This is a genomic window from Parasynechococcus marenigrum WH 8102 (assembly GCF_000195975.1).
In the GTDB taxonomy this organism is placed as follows: Bacteria; Cyanobacteriota; Cyanobacteriia; order PCC-6307; family Cyanobiaceae; genus Parasynechococcus; species Parasynechococcus marisnigri.
Map to the genome: position 1 here is coordinate 1478882 of NC_005070.1, position 16751 is coordinate 1495632.

The 16751-nt window shown below is 59.0% G+C and carries 21 protein-coding genes; 12 read left to right on the forward strand and 9 right to left on the reverse strand.

Features of this window, described 5'->3' with window-relative positions:
* Positions 1-22 precede the first annotated feature (22 nt).
* Positions 23-691 carry a ParB-like protein gene (locus tag TX72_RS07720; RefSeq protein ID WP_011128399.1) on the forward strand — a complete coding sequence of 223 codons (669 nt, stop codon included), beginning with the start codon at positions 23-25 and terminating at the stop codon, positions 689-691.
* Here the strand turns inward: TX72_RS07720 and dnaA are convergent, their stop codons facing one another.
* Positions 692-2089 (reverse strand): chromosomal replication initiator protein DnaA, encoded by a 1398-nt coding sequence (gene dnaA / locus TX72_RS07725; protein WP_011128400.1) that lies wholly within the window; start codon positions 2087-2089, stop codon positions 692-694. It abuts the gene before it with no gap.
* A gap of 81 nt (positions 2090-2170) precedes the next feature.
* Here dnaA and TX72_RS07730 point away from each other — a divergent pair, with 81 nt between their 5' ends.
* From TX72_RS07730 to TX72_RS07740, 3 genes are read left to right on the forward strand one after another with little or no spacing between them, the layout of a single operon-like run.
* Complete coding sequence (locus tag TX72_RS07730) at positions 2171-3304, forward strand: trypsin-like peptidase domain-containing protein (protein ID WP_011128401.1); 1134 nt, start codon at positions 2171-2173, stop codon at positions 3302-3304.
* Between the two features lies 1 nt (position 3305).
* A complete protein-coding gene (locus TX72_RS07735) occupies positions 3306-3956 on the forward strand; it encodes a TIGR04282 family arsenosugar biosynthesis glycosyltransferase (RefSeq protein WP_011128402.1) in 651 nt (216 codons plus the stop codon).
* Positions 3944-4630 carry a TIGR04283 family arsenosugar biosynthesis glycosyltransferase gene (locus TX72_RS07740; protein ID WP_011128403.1) on the forward strand — a complete coding sequence of 229 codons (687 nt, stop codon included), beginning with the start codon at positions 3944-3946 and terminating at the stop codon, positions 4628-4630. Before TX72_RS07735 ends, TX72_RS07740 begins: the two co-directional genes overlap by 13 nt.
* A 12-nt stretch (positions 4631-4642) precedes the next feature.
* Here the strand turns inward: TX72_RS07740 and TX72_RS07745 are convergent, their stop codons facing one another.
* From TX72_RS07745 to hisG, 3 genes are read right to left on the reverse strand one after another with little or no spacing between them, the layout of a single operon-like run.
* Positions 4643-5146, reverse strand: a complete 504-nt coding sequence (locus TX72_RS07745) for a GNAT family N-acetyltransferase (protein ID WP_011128404.1) — start codon at positions 5144-5146, stop codon at positions 4643-4645.
* Complete coding sequence (locus TX72_RS07750) at positions 5146-6924, reverse strand: ABC transporter ATP-binding protein (RefSeq protein ID WP_011128405.1); 1779 nt, start codon at positions 6922-6924, stop codon at positions 5146-5148. The genes TX72_RS07745 and TX72_RS07750 overlap by 1 nt, the downstream gene beginning before the upstream one ends.
* Complete coding sequence (hisG, locus tag TX72_RS07755) at positions 6921-7574, reverse strand: ATP phosphoribosyltransferase (protein WP_011128406.1); 654 nt, start codon at positions 7572-7574, stop codon at positions 6921-6923. The genes TX72_RS07750 and hisG overlap by 4 nt, the downstream gene beginning before the upstream one ends.
* 40 nt (positions 7575-7614) lie before the next feature.
* Between hisG and gloB the strand changes: the two genes are divergently transcribed.
* Positions 7615-8364 (forward strand): hydroxyacylglutathione hydrolase, encoded by a 750-nt coding sequence (gloB, locus tag TX72_RS07760; protein WP_011128407.1) that lies wholly within the window; start codon positions 7615-7617, stop codon positions 8362-8364.
* Here the strand turns inward: gloB and TX72_RS07765 are convergent.
* The gene (locus TX72_RS07765) at positions 8294-9454 is read right to left on the reverse strand and encodes an ABC transporter ATP-binding protein (RefSeq protein WP_011128408.1); all 1161 of its coding nucleotides are present in this window, start codon (positions 9452-9454) and stop codon (positions 8294-8296) included. The genes gloB and TX72_RS07765 overlap by 71 nt on opposite strands.
* Between TX72_RS07765 and TX72_RS07770 the strand changes: the two genes are divergently transcribed.
* The 4 genes from TX72_RS07770 (at position 9453) to TX72_RS07785 (ending at position 11286) form a co-directional block, all read left to right on the forward strand.
* Positions 9453-9860 carry a RidA family protein gene (locus tag TX72_RS07770; protein WP_011128409.1) on the forward strand — a complete coding sequence of 136 codons (408 nt, stop codon included), beginning with the start codon at positions 9453-9455 and terminating at the stop codon, positions 9858-9860. The two genes, TX72_RS07765 and TX72_RS07770, sit on opposite strands and share 2 nt — an antisense overlap.
* 61 nt (positions 9861-9921) lie before the next feature.
* Positions 9922-10401 (forward strand): hypothetical protein, encoded by a 480-nt coding sequence (locus tag TX72_RS07775; RefSeq protein ID WP_011128410.1) that lies wholly within the window; start codon positions 9922-9924, stop codon positions 10399-10401.
* 52 nt (positions 10402-10453) lie between these two features.
* Complete coding sequence (locus TX72_RS07780) at positions 10454-10687, forward strand: DUF3136 domain-containing protein (protein ID WP_011128411.1); 234 nt, start codon at positions 10454-10456, stop codon at positions 10685-10687.
* A 335-nt stretch (positions 10688-11022) separates the two neighbouring features.
* A complete protein-coding gene (locus TX72_RS07785) occupies positions 11023-11286 on the forward strand; it encodes a hypothetical protein (protein ID WP_011128412.1) in 264 nt (87 codons plus the stop codon).
* A 52-nt stretch (positions 11287-11338) separates the two neighbouring features.
* On the opposite strand, the gene TX72_RS13945 is transcribed toward TX72_RS07785, so the two are convergent.
* Positions 11339-11584, reverse strand: coding sequence for a hypothetical protein (locus TX72_RS13945; RefSeq protein ID WP_148228797.1), 246 nt, complete (start codon positions 11582-11584; stop codon positions 11339-11341).
* A 29-nt stretch (positions 11585-11613) separates the two neighbouring features.
* Here TX72_RS13945 and TX72_RS07790 point away from each other — a divergent pair, with 29 nt between their 5' ends.
* On the forward strand, positions 11614-12159 hold the full coding sequence (locus TX72_RS07790; RefSeq protein ID WP_011128413.1) for a PAP/fibrillin family protein: 546 nt from the start codon (positions 11614-11616) through the stop codon (positions 12157-12159).
* An 18-nt stretch (positions 12160-12177) separates the two neighbouring features.
* On the opposite strand, the gene TX72_RS07795 is transcribed toward TX72_RS07790, so the two are convergent.
* Together TX72_RS07795 and TX72_RS07800 are read right to left on the reverse strand one after the other, a co-directional pair.
* The gene (locus tag TX72_RS07795; RefSeq protein ID WP_011128414.1) at positions 12178-12960 is read right to left on the reverse strand and encodes a prohibitin family protein; all 783 of its coding nucleotides are present in this window, start codon (positions 12958-12960) and stop codon (positions 12178-12180) included.
* Between the two features lie 244 nt (positions 12961-13204).
* Positions 13205-14038: a PfkB family carbohydrate kinase gene (locus TX72_RS07800; RefSeq protein ID WP_011128415.1), complete on the reverse strand. Its 834-nt coding sequence runs from the start codon at positions 14036-14038 to the stop codon at positions 13205-13207.
* A 73-nt stretch (positions 14039-14111) separates the two neighbouring features.
* Here TX72_RS07800 and TX72_RS14205 point away from each other — a divergent pair, with 73 nt between their 5' ends.
* The gene (locus TX72_RS14205; RefSeq protein WP_158305742.1) at positions 14112-14261 is read left to right on the forward strand and encodes a hypothetical protein; all 150 of its coding nucleotides are present in this window, start codon (positions 14112-14114) and stop codon (positions 14259-14261) included.
* 1096 nt (positions 14262-15357) lie between these two features.
* Positions 15358-16053, forward strand: coding sequence for a nucleotide-binding protein (locus TX72_RS07805; protein ID WP_042503640.1), 696 nt, complete (start codon positions 15358-15360; stop codon positions 16051-16053).
* 168 nt (positions 16054-16221) lie between these two features.
* Here TX72_RS07805 and TX72_RS07810 read toward each other — a convergent pair whose 3' ends face one another.
* Entirely contained in the window at positions 16222-16722 is a 501-nt protein-coding gene (locus TX72_RS07810) for a hypothetical protein (protein WP_011128419.1), read from the reverse strand.
* Positions 16723-16751: the final 29 nt, after the last annotated feature.

Below are 16751 nucleotides of genomic sequence, written 5' to 3' on the forward strand. Positions count from 1 at the left end.
TGAGACTCTTGACACCTGCGGTGTGGCTCTCGACCTGTCTGGCTACCAACCGATCCCGGAAGCTGGACGCAAGACCGAGCTGATCGAGATCCCCATCGCCAGCCTGCAGCCAACCCAATGGTGCGTGGGTCTGGCGGAGGTGTGGGCCCGGCAGGAGGACTTCGCCAGCGAAACCCGCCAGCAACGGCTCGATTACCTCAAGGGCAAACCCGTGCCCCTGGTTCGCAATGCTGCCGGTGAGGTCTGGATGGTGGATCGCCACCACCGACTGCGGGGTCTGCTGGGTCTGGATCCCCAGTCCACGACCTGGGGATACGTGATTGCCGAGCTGCACTGCAGCGACCGCAGCGAGGTGCTGCGGTTCCTCGAACAACAGGGTTGGTTGTACCTGATCGACGGACGGGGGGCTGGACCGCGTCAGCCGATGGAGTTACCCCGCACCTTGCTCGATCTGGAGGATGACCCCTACCGCAGCCTGGTGTGGAAGCTGAAGAAGGAAGGCTTCATCAAGCCGCAGCCACAGATCCCTTATCACGAATTTCGCTGGGGTGCCTGGTTGCGTCGACGGCCCTTGCCACCCTTCAGTTCCCGGCAGCTCCAGCCAGCACTGGCCCCGGCACGGCGCCTGGTCTGTTCCCAGGCGGCCAGCACGATGGCGGGATGGAAAGGCGACAAGAAGGCTTGCCGCTGATCAGCGTTTGCGCCGGGAATCAATCTGAAGCAGGTCCTTGACCTTCTGCACCTGGCCGGCCAGCTGGGGGTCGCTGGCCAGCTTCTTCTCCACCTGTTCGATCGCGTACATCACGGTGGTGTGGTCCTTGCCGCCAAAGGTGTCGCCGATCCGCGGCAGGCTCAGATCCGTGCCCTGCCGCATCAGATACATCCCCACCTGACGGGCCTGACTGACGGCACGACGGCGAGTGCTGCTGAGCATCTCCTCTGCGGTGACATCAAACACCTCCGACACCTTGTCGATCACTTGTTGCGGTGTGACATCGACGCCTTGCCCGGTCGGATCAAGCATCGGCGCCACCGACTCCACCGTCATCGGCAGGCCGGTGATCGAGGCGAAGGCCACGGCACGGGTGAGGGCCCCCTCAAGCTCACGGATGTTGGAGGTGAAACGCCCCGCCAGGTAGTGGATCAGATCCCGGGGCAGGGCCATGCGCTCCTGCTCCGCTTTCTTCTGGAGAATCGCCATGCGGGTCTCGAGATCAGGAGCCTGGATATCAGCGATCAGGCCCATCTGGAAGCGTGAGATCAAGCGCTGCTGCAACCGGGAGATCTGACTGGGGGGCCGATCACTGGCGATCACCACCTGTTTGCCGGCTTCGTGTAGGGCATTGAAGGTGTGGAAGAACTCCTCCTGGGTGTATTCCTTGCCTTCGATGAATTGGATGTCATCCACCAACAGCAGATCCGCCGCGCGGTAACGGTCTCGGAAGGCCTTCATGCCGTCCTTGCGGATGCTGTCAATCAGATCATTGGTGAAGGTTTCGGTGGAGACGTAGGACACTCGAGCGGAGGGATCGATCTCCAGCCGGTAGTGACCGATGGCCTGCATCAAGTGGGTCTTGCCCAGACCGACTCCGCCACAGATGAACAGGGGATTGAATTCACGGCCGGGAGCCTCCGCCACCGCCAGGGCTGCCGCATGGGCCATCCGACTGTTGGGACCCACAACGAATCGACCGAACACATAACGGGGGTTGAGCCCCGGCAGCACCCGTCGCGGCGATCGCGACGGCGCGGACTCCCGGGCAGCCGCCGAGTCTCCGGGGGCCGAGGCGGGTTCCGGCGGGTCAGCGTCCTGGTTTGTCACCCCGGGGGAGACGACAGCGGAATCAGCCAGAACCACCACCTGCACCGGGCCACCGCAGGCTTCGCTGGCCAACTGGGTGATCGAAGGGAGAAGCTGCTCCCTCAACCTGACTCCGGCAAAGGGATTCGGGGCCAGCAGGCGCAGTTCCCCGTTGGCAAAGCCACTGCAGGCCGTTGGCCGGATGAAGGTCTCGAAGGTGGGCTTGCTCAGCTTGGTCTGCAGCCCCTCACGCACCTTGCTCCAGAGCTCCTCGCCCGTCAGCACCACACCGCCATCCCTTGAATGCTGAATCTACGCACGCTGCTCGGAACAGTCCGCTTTTAATGAATCAGCAGACACCAAGCTTCGATGCCGCCTTCGCTGCGTCTGATCGGGTTCACCCTGATCGCCACCAGCCTGAACTCCTGCAGCCTGCTTCGAGACCTGAGGGGAGGATCGCAAGCTCCGAAGGTGGAACCTCCGCCTGTGGTCCACGATCAGCCGCGCTCAGCCCCCCTGCAACCGGGTGAGAACGTGATCGTCAAAGCCGTCGAGCGGGTCGGGCCTTCGGTGGTGCGGATCGATACGGAGAAAGACATCAACAACCCGATGGGTCAGCTGTTCGGCCTTGGCCCCTCCACCCAGCGGCAGCAGGGCCAGGGGTCGGGGTTCATCACCCGTGCCAACGGCCTGATCTTCACGAACGAGCACGTGGTGCGCGGGGCGGATCGGGTCAATGTGACCCTGCCCGACGGGCGCCGGTTCCAAGGCACCGTCCTGGGCGGCGACCCACTCACGGACGTGGCTGTGGTGAAGGTGGTGGCAGAAAATCTGCCGGTGGCGAGCCTCGGCAATTCCGACCAGCTGCGGCCAGGGGAATGGGCGATTGCGATCGGGAATCCCTTTGGCCTGAACAACACCGTCACCGCCGGCATCATCAGTGCCGTGGATCGGACTGATGCCAACATCGGGGAAGGGCAGCGAGTGCCGTACATCCAGACGGACGCTGCCGTGAATCCAGGCAACAGCGGTGGACCGTTGATCAGCGCAGCCGGTGAGGTGATCGGCATGAATACGGCCATCCGCAAGGCCCCAGGGGCTGGGTTGAGTTTTGCGGTGCCGATCAACCTCGCCAAACGGATCGCTCAGCAGATCGTGAGCACCGGGCAGGCCTCGCACCCCTTCATCGGTGTGCAGCTGCGCAGCCTCACCCCGCAACTGGCACGGGAGATCAATGCCACCAGCACCCGCTGCACCGTGCCCGTTGTGAACGGTGTTCTCGTGGTGGACGTGGTGCCCGACACCCCGGCTGAATCGGCAGGGATCCGCCAGTGCGATCTGATCCGGGCCGTGAATGCAACCCCAGTGGAGAATCCATCCGAAGTGCAACTGGCCGTTGATCGAGGCCGTGTAGGGCAACCGATGCAGATCACGATCGAACGCGACGGCCTAGAACAAACCCTGGAGGTTCTGCCGAAGGAACTGCCACGACGCCAGCGCTGAGGTGACCACTCCCGCTGCCCTGGTGCTGATGGCCCGCTGGCCCGCGCCGGGGCGATGCAAACGACGACTGGCTGCGGACATGCGGTCACAGCTGAGCCTTAATCACAGCAGCGAACGCAGTGCCCGCCTGCAGGCGCGGCTCACCCATCACACCATCGCTGTGGCCTGCACATTGCATCGAGACGGGTGGGTCAGCCCTGTGTTGGCCGTCAGTGGACTGGGTCCCAGCCGTGCCGGGCGTTGGGGCCGGCAGCAGGGCATCGAAGAGATCGGACTGCAGGGCGATGGCAACCTCGGAACACGGTTGAAACGGCAACTGCTGCGCCTGCGCCATCGCCGCACCCCTGCGCTTGTGGTGGGCAGCGACCTACCGGAGTTCAACCGCCGCGACCTGCTGATGGCACTGGAGAGCCTGCACAGCCATGACCTTGTCCTGGGGCCCGCCGCTGACGGGGGCTACTGGCTGATGGGTCTGTCCGCAGCGCTGATGCAGACACCGGAGCGATGGCCACTGGTCGGCATCCCCTGGGGCAGCTCCGAGGTCTTGGTTACCACGCTGGAGTCAGCCGAATGCAACAACCTCACCGTGGGACTCCTGCCGCAGCTACAGGACCTGGATCACCTGCGTGACCTCAAGCGATGGCAGGGCTGAGCATCCTGATCCCGACGCTTAACGAAGCGCGACGGCTTCCCCTGCTGCTGGCCGATCTGGCCCGGTGGCCCCATGGGGCCCAGGTGATCGTCGTTGATGGAGGGAGCCGAGATCGAACAACAGTTGTGGCCAGCCTGGCTGGCGTGGCTCGACTGAGCAGCCCAGAACGGGGCCGTGGGCAGCAACTCATCCACGGCATGGCCGCTGCTATCCATGACTGGACGCTGGTGCTCCACGCCGACAGCCGTCTGCCGCCCCGCTGGTGCAGCGCCGTTCAACGGGTGATTGAGAACCCCCAGGCGAAACGCGATGCCTGGTTCTTCGACTTTCGTGTGGAGGAGCGGGGGCCGATGCTGTGGCTGCTGGAACGCAGCGTCGGCCTGCGCAGTCGGCTGGGTCAGCGCCCCTACGGCGACCAGGGGCTGCTGATCCACCGCACGCTTTATGCAGCCAGCGGCGGTTATCGCCCGATCCCCTTGATGGAGGACCTGGACCTGGTGGAGAGGATTGCGCGTCACCACAGGCTGCGGCGACTTCGCTGTCCGCTGGTCACCAGCAACCGACGCTGGCAGGAGCAGGGGGTGATCAGCAGGGCCTGGTGCAACTGGAGGCTGCGACGCCGTTGGCAGCAAGGCATTGCCGCTGATCAACTGGCAGGTGACTACGACCGCTGAACGGAACGCAGCTCAGCTGGCGTACCAAAACGCGCAGCGATGCTGCTGCGGCTCCAGCTCCCAACCCTGGCGCTGATAGAAGTTGACCACGCCTGGATCGGCGAACAGGCTCACTCGCTCCGTGCCCATGGCCTCCAGAGCCTCCAGTACGTAGACCATCAGCTGACTGCCCAAGCCACTGCCCTGGTAAAGCGGGTGCACAGCCACATCCCAGACCGTGGCTTCGAAGACACCATCACCGGTGCAACGGGCGAAGCCCACCAGGCGGGGGATGCGGGGATCGTGCCGCCACAGGCCAACGGTGAGCAGGCTGTTGGCCAGGGCTTTGCGCACCCGCCGCACCGGCCGCCGACTCCAGCCCACCGCTTCCAGCAACTGCTCCAGTTCCACCAGGTCAAAGGGATGACGTCGACTGAACACCAGGGTCAGCTGATCGTTGGCACAGGAGCAGAGACGGGCCTCCTCGCCGTACTGCTCAAGCAGCGGCGCAGCCGGCAGGACGAGGGGGGAGGTCATCACAAACGAGCCAACCCCTTTTCCTGCAGCTCCGCCAGCTGGGCGTAGAGCCCACCCCGGGCTCGCAACTCCAGGTGCGTGCCCTGTTCGATCAACTCACCGCGGCGCAGCACCAGAATCCGATCCGAGGCTTCCACCGTGGCCAGGCGATGGGCGATCACCACAGCCGTGCGTTTCTGCAGCAACCGATCCAGGTCGCGTTGCAGGGTGGCCTCTGTGGAGGGATCCATGAAGGCGGTGGCCTCGTCCATCACCAGCACCGTGGGGTTACGGATCGCAACCCGTGCCACCGCCAGCAGCTGACGTTCACCGGACGAGAGATTGCCGCCACGCTCCCGCAACTCTGTCTCCAACCCATTAGGCAGCCGTTGCAACAGGTCGTTCAGGCCCAGATCACGGCAGATTCCAGCCAGCTCCTGATCGCTGATCTCGGCATTGAGCCGAAGGTTATCGGCCACGTTGCCGCTGAACAGGAAGGTGTCCTGCAACACCACCCCCAGCTGACGTCGCAGATCGGCGATCGAAATCGAACGAATGTCACGACCATCCAGAAGAATCCGGCCCTGCTGAGGTTCATACAGCCGGCAGAGCAGCCGGATGACGGTGGTTTTTCCAGACCCCGTCGGTCCCACCAGGGCCACGTGCTCGCCAGGAGCAATGCGGAAGGAGAGGTTGCGCAGGATCGGCTCATCCGGCCGATAGCTGAAGCTGACGTTCTCGAAAATCACCTCCCCCAGGCCGGCCGAACGCAGCGGAGTGGCGTTGGGATCCTCCACGATCTCCAGGGGCTGCTCCATCAGCTCACCGATGCGCTCCACGGCCGTCAGACCACCCTGAATCTGGGTGAACCGTTCCGCCAGCTGACGCAGCGGATCAAACAGACGCTGGGAATAGAGGATGAAGGTGGTGAGGATTCCAAGGCCCATGGAACCTGATGTCACCATCCATCCCCCAAGAGCCAACACCAGGGCAACAGCTCCGAGGGACACCCATTCGAGGAAGGCAGAGATGCTGCTGTCGAAGAAAATCGTTCCATTCACAGCGCGCCTGTAAGCGGAACCGGTGCGCTGGAAGCGCTCGCCGTTGACCTGCTCGCGCCGAAACATCTGGACCACCTCCAGGCCCTGCAGGTTCTCCTGAAAATCAGCATTGAGCTGGGAGAGCTCCTCTCGAACTCGGTAATTCGCCTTGCGGTAACGGCCCTGCAACCAGATCACCATCAAGGTCACGGGGATCTGTGTGCAAAGCAGCAACAGGCCAAGCCGCCATTCGATCAGCAGCATCGAGCTGGCGATCACCACCAGGCTCACCAGATCGCCAAGAACACCAACGGCTCCGCTGCCGAAGACCTCCGACAAGGCATCGACATCACTGGTGAGCCGTGTGAGCAACTTGCCCACAGGCATGCCGTCGTGGAACCGCAGCGACAGCGACAGGGCATGACGAAACAGATCATCCCGGATCCGTGCGGTAAGTCGCTGACCCACAGCCTGGATGTTGAACAGCTGAACCCCCTGCAGCGCTAGACGCAACAGCACCGACACGAGCAGCAGCGACACGATCAGGCGGATGGCGGCCCCGGTCGTCAGACCCTCCAGCCAGGGAAGGCTGGGTTCGTTGCGCAACACACTGATGGCCTGGCCCACCAACAGGGGCTGAATCGCTCCCGCCACCGCTAACGGCACGAGCAGCACCAGGGTCAGCAGCAGACGGCGGCGGTCATGAACGAGATAACGGCCCAGCCGACGCACTCGTTTCCAATCACTGATGACGCTCATCCGGCGGCTCCGGCAGCGGCTGAAGCCGTGCGGACCGCCTCAACAATGGCGTTCAAAGACCCATCATCCAGCCGCATCGACAGGGGGTGACCAACCAAGCGGGCCGTGGTGTGGAACAGATCCTCGATGGCCACCAGCCCGTTGTCCCGCAGGGTGCGCCCCGTCGCCACCAGATCCACGATCGCTTCGGACATGCCGGTGATGGGCCCGAGCTCGACAGAGCCATTCAAATGCACCAGCTCCACCGGTAGATCGAGCCCATCGAAGTATTCACGGGCGCAATGGGTGAACTTGCTCGCCACCCGGCAGTGGGGCGGCAGGTCCGCCGCCCGTTCGTACCCGCTGCTGGCCTTGACGGCCACGGCCATGCGACAGCCTCCGAAACCCAGATCCACCAGCTGCGCCACCGGCAATTGGTGCTCCCGCAGCACGTCATAGCCAACCACACCAAGCTGGGCCTGGCCGTAGGCCACGTAAGTCGGCACATCACCGTTGCGCACCAGCAGTGCCCGGGCTCGACCGCAGGGGGTGGGCAGCATCAGCTGGCGGTTGTCCTTGTCCAGAGCCGCCGAAAAATCAAGACCTGCGGCCGCAAACCGAGCCGCGGAATCCTTGAGCAGCGCTCCTTTGGCCAACGCGACGGTGATCATGGGTCCAGCGTTGACCGTGTAACCAGGCAGGACTTTAACGATGCAATCCTCCCTCCATGCCCTGCCGGTGCTGCAGGACAACGTCCTGTGGATCTGGGTGCGGGGCGATGAGGCCGCTGTGGTGGACCCTGCCGTGGCCGAACCAGTCATCGACTGGCTGCAACAACGGCAGCTGCAGCTGAGTGCGGTGCTGCAGACGCATCACCACGCCGATCACATCGGTGGAACCCCTGGCCTGCTGGAGCGATGGCCCGATGCGGCCGTGGTAGCGGCTGGAGCGGATCGATCGCGCATTCCCTTTCAGACCATCTCCGTCAGCGACGGCGATCAGGTGACCGTGCTCGGCCGATCGCTGCAGGTTTTGGACGTGGCCGCCCACACCTCCGCCCACATCGCCTTTGTGATCCCCGAGCAGGAGGATCCGGATCTTGGCCCGGTGGTGTTCTGCGGCGACACGCTGTTTTCCGGGGGGTGCGGACGCCTGTTCGAAGGGACCCCAGCCGACATGCACCGTGCCCTGAGGCGGCTATCGGAGTTACCTGAATCCACCAAGGTCTGTTGCGCCCACGAATACACCGAGGGGAACCTGCTCTGGGCCATCCAACAGCAACCGCAGGATGCAGCCATTCGCCAGCGCTATGACGCCGTGGTGGATCTGCGTCGCCGCGGTGAGCTGAGCCTGCCCAGCAGCATCGGAGAGGAACGCCGCAGCAATCTGTTCATGCGGGCGGCATCGGCCGAAGAGCTGGGACGCCTGAGGCGGCATAAGGATCATTGGCGCGCAGCCTGATCCGCTGCGGAAAGAGAATCACTTCGGCTCCAGGCTGAAACGCCAGTCGACAGCGGGTACCGCGCGTTACGTCCAACGCCAGCGCAGCGTTGACGCGGAGGTCGCAGGGCCCCTGCTGCACGCGGTACTGCCAGGCCTGTCCGAGGAACTCCCGTCCCATGACCGTGGCCTCACCCTGTGGATCGGGCTGAAGCCTGATCAAGGCTGGATCCACCAGCAGCAGTTGCTCATCGGGCCCAGGTTCAGAACCTGGCAGGGGACTGTCGCCCTCCAATGCACCGATCAGGCAGTGCATCGGACCATCGAGGGGCACAAGATTGCCTTGAAGGACAAAGCGACCGACAAACGGTGATGCGGGGGCATCAACGAGGGCTCTTGGGGTGGCGCACTGATGCAACTCCCCGTCCCGCATCACCGCCACACGATCACAAATGGCCAGCGCCTCGCTGGGGTCGTGGGTCACGATCAGCCCCGTGGCTCCACAAACCTGCAGAACAGAACTGAGTTCACTGCGCAACCGCAGCCTCACCTCAACATCCAGATTGGAGAAGGGCTCATCGAGCAGCACAAGCTTGGGGGCTGGTGCCAGAGCACGGGCCAGGGCAAGGCGTTGCTTCTGGCCGCCTGAGAGCTGATGGGGATAACGCAGCTCCAGCCCCTTCAGCCCCAGCAACTCCAGCAACCAGGCCGCTCGGCTGTCGTCCTGACCAGGACGAAGACCGAAGCAAGCGTTCTGCCAGGCCGTGAGATGGGGGAACAGGGCGTAGTCCTGAAAAACCATGCCAATCCCGCGCCGCTCAGGCGGCAGCCAATGGCCGTTCCCCGCCACAGGGCGCTGCTGCAGGTGCACCGACCCCTGCGATGGCCGCTCAAAGCCTGCGATCAATCGCAACAGGGTGGTTTTCCCGCAGCCGGAGGGCCCCAGCAGTCCCACCAGCTCACCGGCTGCAAGCTCCAGGTCGATGCCACGCAGCGTCCAGGGTCCAGCAGGGCCGTCGTAGCGATGCCAGAGGTCACGCACGGCAACGGTGGCCTGGGTCTGCGACAACAGCGAAACGCGATGATCGATTCCATTCTGCGATCCGGCCATGACCGCTCAAGCCGTTACGACCCCAGCAGCACCCGCTCCGGTGGGGCCTTACAACCAGGCGGTGCTGGCCGGTGGCTGGCTGTACTGCTCGGGCCAGATCCCGCTGGATCCGGAGACGGGGGCCATGGTGGGCGATGGAGATGTGGCGCTTGAGACGCGTCAGGTGCTGAAGAACCTCAGTGCCGTCCTCGAAGCCGCTGGAGCGACCGCAGCCCAAGTGGTGCGGACAACGATTTTTCTGGCTGATCTTGGGGATTTCCAAACCGTCAACGACATCTACGCAGAGATGTTTGGAGCGGGCACAAGCCCAGCCAGAGCCTGCGTGCAGGTGGCAGCGCTGCCGAAGGGTGCACGGGTCGAGATCGACTGCGTGGCCTGGCTCGGTGATGATTTGCAGACCGGGTGATCTGATCAACTGCAGCGGTGAGACGCCAGGCGTTATGGCTCTCTGAGATGTAAAGAGAGCTTTGGTCAGCGTCTCGCCAGCACCAATCGAAACCGACGAACAGTCGGTGCTGACCATGGAACGGCTGGCCCTCAGGGAGCAAGCCGCACAACCTTTACTCAACAGCGGCTGGACGCTGCTTTACTCCGGCCTGACCCCATTGAGGGCCAGCGTCACCCTGCTGGATCCGAGTGAAAGTCTTCAGATCAGTCTCCAGATCCCCATCGGAGAGGTTGATAAAGACTGGGATCTGTGGCTTGAAGCCTGCAACCGACAGCTCAGCGCCCCGCTCAGGCAGTGGCTGGAATCCCAAGGCATTGAACAGACCACCCTCAGCCGGCTGACAGGAGCTGAGCAAGGTGGTGAGGAGACTCTCAAGATCAGCAACATGCTCCAGGTGGCACGTTGGTTGCAAAGCCCGATCGAAGCCATCGAAGCCCTGGCGGAGTCCAACGGATCCCAGCTGGTGCTCCACCTGGCAGGACTGGGAACCAACAGCTGAGGGGGGCTGACCCCTGCCGACATAGGTTGTTGGACATCAGGGGGATGATCCGATGACCCAGGCCAAGCTCACCATCGGTGAACTGGAAGCGGGATACCCGCTCTATTGCAAAGCCCTGAGACGACTGCTGCAACAAGGCAAGACAGCTAAGGACATCGAACGCACCGTCTGCTGGGGACACCTGGAAACCCTCAATCGTTGCTTACCGACGCGCTACAAGGCACCGTCCTATCTGCTGACCCTGATCCGCAGGGATCTGGAAAAAATCAAGGAAGGGAAGGTCTAAGCAGCCTCAGACCATTCACAGCCACCTCTCTCTGCATTGAGAGTGATTGCCTTTTCGTTCAACACACTGTTCGAAAAAGCGATTCAGTTAGAGCGAACGATTTTTCGGAAGCCAAAAAGCCGCTGCAGGGCAACATCAGTTCTGATGATGTTGTTCATTTTTCCGCCTCCGTGATCGGGCTTGAGTGGAGCGATTCCGTGGCCCTCAGCCAGCAACAGACCATGAGAATGTCGTCCGCAGGGCAGAGTCAGGGATATCCACGCACCAGCAAGTGAGACGATTCACGAATGCGTGGCCGCTCGATATAAAGTCATACCAACGCGAAACGGCACACCATGGAGTTCTCGATTGTCATCCTGAGCAAACACATTGATGATTATCCCAAGATCACATGGACAGACTGGAAAGATAAGAACAGAAAAAAAATGAAAAGCGAAGGCGATCATTGGTCAATGGCAACCTTATCTGGTGCCGATATCTGGGATTGCCTAGACAGCAACAAGATTGATCGTCTGCACCTAGTGCAGTGGAAGCGCTCTTGTGACGACCTGCACAGCGTGAGCCTTCCGGATCACCCGCATCCCGCCGAGAAAAACTGATTGACACGACACAGCCATCAGATGAGAGCCTATTGAAGCGCCAAAGGATCAATCAACCATCCATCAACCAATCATCATCGATGGCGTTATCATTATCTTCGATTTCAACGCCGGTGGGTTGCACACGTTCCGACTGTTGAGGAGAAAGAGGTGGTGGGGGTGGAGGCATCGCAGGCCTGGAAAATTGATTGATCGGAATTCTTTGGCTTCCCCAACCTGCCTGATAGGGGATGACGAGCAATCGGATTGGCTCACCAGCAAAAGCTGTCGTAGGACTGATCAAGAGCGGGAGCACCATCCAAGTCGAGGCTCGCATCCAACACCTCAATGACAAACGAACAGGACGCGTTGGTTTCACTATTGCAGAGAAACCCCAATGACAAAAGCATCGCTGGGCGCATTGCGTCGCTTGAAGAGGCACAACCCGCTGACTTGAATCGTGATGCACCCCTTCTAGACGGTGTGTGGGATTTGCGTTGGAGCAGTTCAAGCCAGCCCTGGCTTCGTCAAGCACCTTGGCTGGAGAATCTTCAGGCACTGGACCTCAAGCAGAACAAAGGTTGCAACCTGCTGCGCTTGCGTGGACCGCTCGGAACACTTGGAGCCATCAGCGTCCAAGCAACTCTGAACGTGATTAACTCAAAGCGGGTTGAGGTGAAATTCTGCAAGGGAGGCTGGCTTGGACCAACGCTGCCTGGTCTTGGTCCAATCAAGTTGTTGCGTAACGTTCAACAAAGCTTTCCTGCCTGGCTTGACATCACAGTATTGAATCAACAACTACGCATCTATCGAGGCAACGCGGGAACAACATTTGCGTTGCTGAAGCTCGATACGGTCGAGATCAAGGATCTGATTGATCAGGGCAATGATTAGCCTGCTCCCGCATTCGAATCAATTCCTTCCCACGATAACTGGAGGAGTCGATGCGCCAGCGAAGGATGGAACAACTTGTGTTTGCCCATCCCATTTATCAAGAAACAGCTTGTACAGAACGCTGTTATTGAGGGATCGACTCAATGTTTCAAATTTAATGGCTTCTTGTTCGGCAATCTGAACTTCTGTTTTTGCTCGCAAGAGCTGCTGTTGCGCAATTTGCTTCTGTTCAATGGCAGCCCTGTACTCTTCTGCGATCTGCAGCCCAGTGATATCAAGACCTCTTACAACGACGTAATCAAATTTACTGAGCTCCTGCGAGACGCTTTCCTGCACGAGCGAAGAGATGTTGTTCCAATCTGTCGCGATCGTATCGAGCTCATACTTTGAGAAGACTGACTTCAGTGATTTCAGCAGCGATGGCTGGATCACCCTTGCGTAGATCGCAGAGTCGTCAGTAGCGATTGTGCTGTATATCCTGGGAGCCTCAGATGGCTTGACGGCATATTTAACTGTTGCCGTTGCCTCGATCACCTGGAGATCCTTCGTCAGCGTCGAGAATTTTTCTGGAATGACCTGCGTTCTCACGCTGAAGGAATGCGTGCTCTGCAGGAATGGAATCTTGAGGTTCAGCCCTGGCTGCCTTGGCTCATCCGAAACCTTGCCAAGCGTCGTCACAACGCCCACCTCACCCGCAGGGACGACAAACAAGCTGGACAGAACCGCGATCCCCCCAAAGAATATTGACGACACAGCAATAACTAGTTTCGAAACGTTCTCAGAGTTTTGATAAGAGCGCATCACCACAAAAACATAACAATGTCATGCTAACAATCACATAGTCGCAGACAACGAAATTAAACAATAAAGTAACATCTTCAATCCACCCATCTATCTAACAAGGGGAAATGACAGCATCCAGCCGTTACCACCATCTCCCAGAGCACCAGTCACAGGAATCGATGAGCAGCGCAGAGGCAGGCTGGCTAAGCGCAGCAGCAATAAAAAACCCGCCATTGCTGACGGGGCCAGACATCCAAGTTGTCTATTCGTAGGGTCCAAATCGCGTCGCACAGGCGGCACCACATTGGGCACCTAAGTCGATGGCGTTCGCCAAGGACCATCGCGCAGCAAGACCTGTGACCACTCCCGCGGCAAAGCAGTCACCACATCCATAGCTTTCGACCAATCGCCCGGGTAGGGGTGCTGGGTCATAACGACCGCCCGGAAGACTGAGTCCTCCAGCGGCACCTTCCGTGCGAATCAGTGTGTGTGGAGCAGGGTTTAACTGCTCTGGCTCTACCCGCTCACCTGGATCAAGGCCACTACCAATAAGGGCGTCGAGGGAAACTCTGGCTTCCTGAAGCACAGGCAAACGAACCCGCGGAGTCGCCGCCAGGACTGCAGCAGAGCGGCAGGCTTTAAACAGAGGTTCATCCGCTGCCGTGACAAAGAGGCCGTCGAACTCGCCGAGGGTCTCCCAGGGAAGGTTGTCGTCCAGTGATGGGGTCAGCCGCTCGCCTATCACGGTGATCGCCCGATCCCCCTCACCATCGACCAAGCTCACGCCCCGCCGAGTTGGCGCTTCCCTCCAGGCGACATGAACCTCAAGGCCCAGATCTTCGAGCCGCTTGACGCAGGCTTCCCCGACCGAATCGCGGCCTAAGGCCGTAAAGAACTGGACGGGTTGCCGCTGCAACCGTGCCATCTGCACAGCAGCAACGGCACCACCACCGGCTGGTTCCTGCAGGGTCCGCAGGGCGTGTCCAATGCCCCCGGGAATGGGCAACTGATCCACCGCCAGAAATTCAACCCACTCAACATGCCCGACGACGGCCAAGCGCAGGGGCGGCAGGGCTGAAGTGGAAGACAACGGCAGTCCTAGGCGGCTGGAGTTCCATCCTCCCTGGCGATTTGGCCATGATCAGACTGGTCGCTGCAGCTGCTCTGGGATGCCGATCCCCTGGGGTAATCACCTCGGCCTGGCCAGATGGGTGGCCCTGATTGAGGAGGACGACCTGAGGGAGGCCACCATCGCGACGGACCGATGGCTGATCCACCTACAGCGGGATTTGGTGCTGGAGGCCGTACGGGTGGGTTAAAAGCAAACCCGATTCAGCAGAGAATCTTTGCTCTAGCTATTTCTCTATTCGGGGAGTCCCAGTGGCTGAAAACCTAGTGGAGCCACGGAGACTCGAACTCGTGACCCCCTGCATGCCATAGAGGAGTTCAAGGGCCTCAAACACACTGGTAGCACTGGACTGACACTTAATTAATGCAAATGTGTGCGCAGAATGGGGAGCAGATTTGCCATGCCAGGCAGATCCCCTGCAGGAACTAAGGAGCAGGGCTTTTATTCATAATGCAAACCAGAAAATCTAGGGCCAAAAAGCCCTAGAACGCGCCACATAAGCCACCAGTCCACCGTAAAACCGGCTGTCTTCATAATACTCAAATAGCTAAGCTGTATGTATTCCAAATACGCGTTTTAGTGCCCAAACTTCAGCTTCCTATTCAGGCTGACCTGATCATCAATCGTCTGGGTATGGAAGCCAGTATTGAACGTCAGCGTGCAGTCTTTGAAATTGATGACAATGCACCACATGTGCCGTCGTACGACCCACTAGCAAATCCCCAAAGCCTACGTCTAGCAACCCATATCAGCTGAATTTCAATCAATCGATGAGCAGATCAAGGGTCGTACCCAATCTGCAATTTTAATCTCAGACTCGTCAGCTTGAAGCCCGAATCGCCAAGATCGATGGCACTAAGCATCTCCTACCAACACGTAGATACAGTCAACCGGTAGACATGGCAAAAATCAGGCCAAACCTGACACTTACATCGCTTATTACACAAGATTCCGCAGAGCTAGCTCACTTTTGGGGTATTGATCCTGGTATCCGTCACCGTTCGACCAGGAGAAAGAGAACAGAGCCATGGCAGCGCAGTCGTCAGCGATGCGCCAGAGCGCCTTCGCGACAGTAACGAGAGAGCTACAAAGGTCCGCGAGAGCAGCTCACTTATGCGACACAACCCAAGTATTCGTCATCGCATGGGAGGGAGAGAAGGAAGCCAGAGCCAATGCAGTGGAATGGGTCTGGATCATCAAGGTCGTCATGGGGGGAACTAACAAGCCACACATTGCTTTTCAGGGAAATAGAGAGATATTTATAGGAGTTCGTCACCCTGTACGCCATGTTCATCACCGTTTTTGGCCAAAAAGGTGGTGTCGCCAAAACTTGTAGCAGTATTCACATTGCAGCATGCTGGAGCTATCAGCAAAAACGGGTAGTCCTGGTTGACTCCGACTGCAACCGATCAGCAACTGCATATGGCGCCAGAGAACTCTTGCCCTTTCCGGTCGTGCCAATTGAAGCGGCAGCTAAAGCCACTCGATTAGCCGAAATTGTCATAACCGACGGACAGGCAAGCAGCAACGAAGATGAAATTAAAAATTTGGTCGAGGGAGCCGATTTTATTCTGCTTCCCACCACTACGCAAAGCAGATCAATCGAATTGACAGTTGAGATGTCACAGATGTTGAGAAAATATAGGGTTCCCTTTGCTGCACTACTTGTAAAAGTGGATGCACGCAAAGAAGCTGCAGCTGAACAAGCCATGGAATTACTTCAGGCATTCGACATCAAAGTTTTAGACTCACAAATCCCACTTCTAAGCGCTTTTGAACAAGCAGAAACGGAAGGAGTCACTGTTGATCAAGCGGTTGACAAGCGTGGTCGTGCAAATCCACGCAGGATGACCGGATGGTCGGCATACTGCGCTGCCTGCAAGGAAATTGAAGATCTATTCGAAGAGCACCAAAAACTGAGGAAGAATCAATCGCCAATCGGATGGGACTTCACACGGATGGAACATCGTGTAGCCGGGTAAATACTGATGTCTGGCAACTGGCCCATAACTGTGGTTCTATCAAGAGAACTAACATATCAAGCTTCAGACAACACTGAAACCGTGGCCGAGGGGCAATGGAACCTAGGCTTGCCTGTGCCTGACTGCAAGGCTCAACCAAAAAAAAATCATATCTAGTACCACCATCTGTCAGGATCCAATCTTTTCGGAGCCTCCTATAAGCGAATACTTGGTTGAAAGTTCATACATTTTCTGGTGAATAGATGTATCGCGATCCTCAACGGAAAACCAATCAGGTTGGACTGGCTCCATCAAGATTCTGGGACCCAAATCAATTGCTTTATATTCCAAAACAATGAATATGCCATCACGGTCTTTGAACCCAAGCTCTGCTAAGAGCATGCCGCTGTTGGTGGGCAGACTAATCATGGCTTCATTTTTGTACATATTAATCTCTGTTGCTATGACGGTTGTAATGACATCGCTATCTGAACTACTTGGGATGTCCCTGATCCTAAGTATAAGTTGAGAATCTGCCTCTTGCTTCACAAGTGTCAAGGCTTCAGTCTTAAGCAACCATTTACAACTTATAAAGCCTGGATGGAGACTACATGAAAACCAGGAGCGATTGGCCAAAACCTCACCCTGCTCGTTTTTCAAAAAGCCAAGTAATCGAAGCAGACGTCTCATGGGCCTAAAAATTTATTATCAACAGACCA

Coding starts and splice junctions, on each gene's coding strand:
- TX72_RS07730 (WP_011128401.1), top strand. CDS start 2,171: ATGCCGCCTTCGCTGCGTCTGATCGGGTTCACCCTGATCGCCACCAGC.
- TX72_RS07740 (WP_011128403.1), top strand. CDS start 3,944: ATGGCAGGGCTGAGCATCCTGATCCCGACGCTTAACGAAGCGCGACGG.
- TX72_RS07745 (WP_011128404.1), bottom strand. CDS start 5,146: ATGACCTCCCCCCTCGTCCTGCCGGCTGCGCCGCTGCTTGAGCAGTAC.
- TX72_RS07750 (WP_011128405.1), bottom strand. CDS start 6,924: ATGAGCGTCATCAGTGATTGGAAACGAGTGCGTCGGCTGGGCCGTTAT.
- hisG (WP_011128406.1), bottom strand. CDS start 7,574: ATGATCACCGTCGCGTTGGCCAAAGGAGCGCTGCTCAAGGATTCCGCG.
- gloB (WP_011128407.1), top strand. CDS start 7,615: ATGCAATCCTCCCTCCATGCCCTGCCGGTGCTGCAGGACAACGTCCTG.
- TX72_RS07770 (WP_011128409.1), top strand. CDS start 9,453: ATGACCGCTCAAGCCGTTACGACCCCAGCAGCACCCGCTCCGGTGGGG.
- TX72_RS07765 (WP_011128408.1), bottom strand. CDS start 9,454: ATGGCCGGATCGCAGAATGGAATCGATCATCGCGTTTCGCTGTTGTCG.
- TX72_RS07780 (WP_011128411.1), top strand. CDS start 10,454: ATGACCCAGGCCAAGCTCACCATCGGTGAACTGGAAGCGGGATACCCG.
- TX72_RS07785 (WP_011128412.1), top strand. CDS start 11,023: ATGGAGTTCTCGATTGTCATCCTGAGCAAACACATTGATGATTATCCC.
- TX72_RS13945 (WP_148228797.1), bottom strand. CDS start 11,584: ATGGTGCTCCCGCTCTTGATCAGTCCTACGACAGCTTTTGCTGGTGAG.
- TX72_RS07790 (WP_011128413.1), top strand. CDS start 11,614: ATGACAAACGAACAGGACGCGTTGGTTTCACTATTGCAGAGAAACCCC.
- TX72_RS07795 (WP_011128414.1), bottom strand. CDS start 12,960: ATGCGCTCTTATCAAAACTCTGAGAACGTTTCGAAACTAGTTATTGCT.
- TX72_RS14205 (WP_158305742.1), top strand. CDS start 14,112: ATGCCGATCCCCTGGGGTAATCACCTCGGCCTGGCCAGATGGGTGGCC.
- TX72_RS07805 (WP_042503640.1), top strand. CDS start 15,358: ATGTTCATCACCGTTTTTGGCCAAAAAGGTGGTGTCGCCAAAACTTGT.
- TX72_RS07810 (WP_011128419.1), bottom strand. CDS start 16,722: ATGAGACGTCTGCTTCGATTACTTGGCTTTTTGAAAAACGAGCAGGGT.